This is a genomic window from Zhongshania sp., assembly GCF_041584495.1.
In the GTDB taxonomy this organism is placed as follows: Bacteria; Pseudomonadota; Gammaproteobacteria; order Pseudomonadales; family Spongiibacteraceae; genus Spongiibacter.
This window is the reverse complement of sequence record NZ_JBFHDY010000285.1, coordinates 1-1,421: the sequence shown is the minus strand read 5'-3', so window position 1 is coordinate 1,421 and position 1,421 is coordinate 1. Positions and strand designations below refer to the sequence as shown.

At 53.2% G+C, this 1,421-nt stretch carries 3 protein-coding genes; all 3 read right to left on the bottom strand.

The window, feature by feature from the left end; genetic code table 11:
* Positions 1–24: 24 nt before the first annotated feature.
* A complete protein-coding gene (locus ABYP33_RS19165) occupies positions 25–366 on the bottom strand; it encodes a hypothetical protein (protein WP_372809495.1) in 342 nt (113 codons plus the stop codon).
* On the bottom strand, positions 363–635 hold the full coding sequence (locus ABYP33_RS19160) for a hypothetical protein (protein WP_372809494.1): 273 nt from the start codon (positions 633–635) through the stop codon (positions 363–365). The genes ABYP33_RS19165 and ABYP33_RS19160 overlap by 4 nt, the downstream gene beginning before the upstream one ends.
* A 44-nt stretch (positions 636–679) precedes the next feature.
* On the bottom strand, positions 680–1,421 hold a 742-nt coding region (locus ABYP33_RS19155), incomplete at its 5' end, for a DUF5309 family protein (protein WP_373092954.1).

Below are 1,421 nucleotides of genomic sequence, written 5' to 3'. Positions count from 1 at the left end.
TCGAGCCAGCCGCAACGATTATGGTCATAGTCTACCTTCCCACACGCGCAGTTTCTTGTACTCATTGCTGTTGAGCTTTGCGGCCAAAAATCGTTGGCGCGTTGGGCCATCAGCTTGAATCATGTTGATGCCGTGGAGCTTTTTGAACTCCTTATTCCACGTCTCATAGAGAACCATTGGAATCTGGCCAGCAACGCGGCCAACAGCCTTGGGATTGAATGACATCGCTTTCATCTCAGCGATGTTATCCAATATAGGCTGCGCGTCTTGCGTGGCCTTTATGTCGAGATGGCGACCGTCAAAGGTATACTCGGTCTTAATGCCAGATTCAGCATCAAACTCTATATCCTTATCAACGTCACTCATCCCCGCACAACCTCGCCATTCATCAGCTTGCAATTAGCCTCAAGCGGGGTCACTTCAATCATATCTGTGGTTGCTGCATTTTTCGCAACGTCTGCCGGAACTTCGCAAACATCGCCGGGGCGCAACTTGCCCAAACGTCCAGCGACGATATTCACGCCACCAGTAATAAACTTGCCGCCCATAGACTTGATTTTGATGTTAACAGTCTCAGCCTTTGGCTTCGGGCCGGGTTTCTTGCGCTCAGTGGATTGCTCAGTTGCTTGATCCATTTCAATCTCCAAAAAGGATAAAAGGGGGCCGAAGCCCCGCTTAATTAGGCAGTCATTGCCACATCGTCAACGTCGGCCACGATACCGGAAGCCGCCTCGTTCTTAGAACAGAGTGCGTAGTCAACCAGAATGTGACGCTTCTCGCTGTCGCCAGTCTTCGCGATAACTTCAGTTTTGAAGCCGTCGAGGTAGGACACTTCCCAGTACTCCATATCCAGTACGAACACATCACGCGAACGCTGGAAGCGGTTGGGAACAATGTCCAGCACGCCGAAGTCCGACACGTACACATCAACAGCGCCAATGGCAGTTACGCCGCTGCGCTTGTTCGCACCGTGATCCTGGTAAGGGGTCGCGATACGGGCAGAGGTGCCAAACATGTACTGACTGAAACGCTGTTTGATGGTCGGGTGGAGCATGATAACGCTCGGATCACCACCTTCAACGTAAATGTCACCGATAATGCCCAGCAGAGTTGCCTCAGACAGAGCGCGCAGGGTGCCGTCAGTCGCCGCAGTAGTGGGCTGGCCGTAGGTAGTGTTGGACAGAGCAGGGTCTGCACCAGTAGCGCCACGGTCGGTGTTGGTTTTCAGCCACGAAGTCAGGTCAGCAGTGGTCGGGGCAGTGGTAGCATTACCGGCTGCGGCGACTTGGTTTGCACCTGTCAGGATGGCTTCAACGTCACGTTTCAGCTCTTTGCCTTTCTTGGCGATTTGGTAAGCCAGCTCAGAGCGACGGCCCGCCTTGTTCACCTTGTTGGCGCGGCGAGAAACAACGATTTGTTTC

Bases quoted from the DNA above. Each gene is read 5' to 3' on its own strand.
- ABYP33_RS19160 (WP_372809494.1), bottom strand. From the start codon at position 635: ATGGATCAAGCAACTGAGCAATCCACTGAGCGCAAGAAACCCGGCCCG.
- ABYP33_RS19165 (WP_372809495.1), bottom strand. From the start codon at position 366: ATGAGTGACGTTGATAAGGATATAGAGTTTGATGCTGAATCTGGCATT.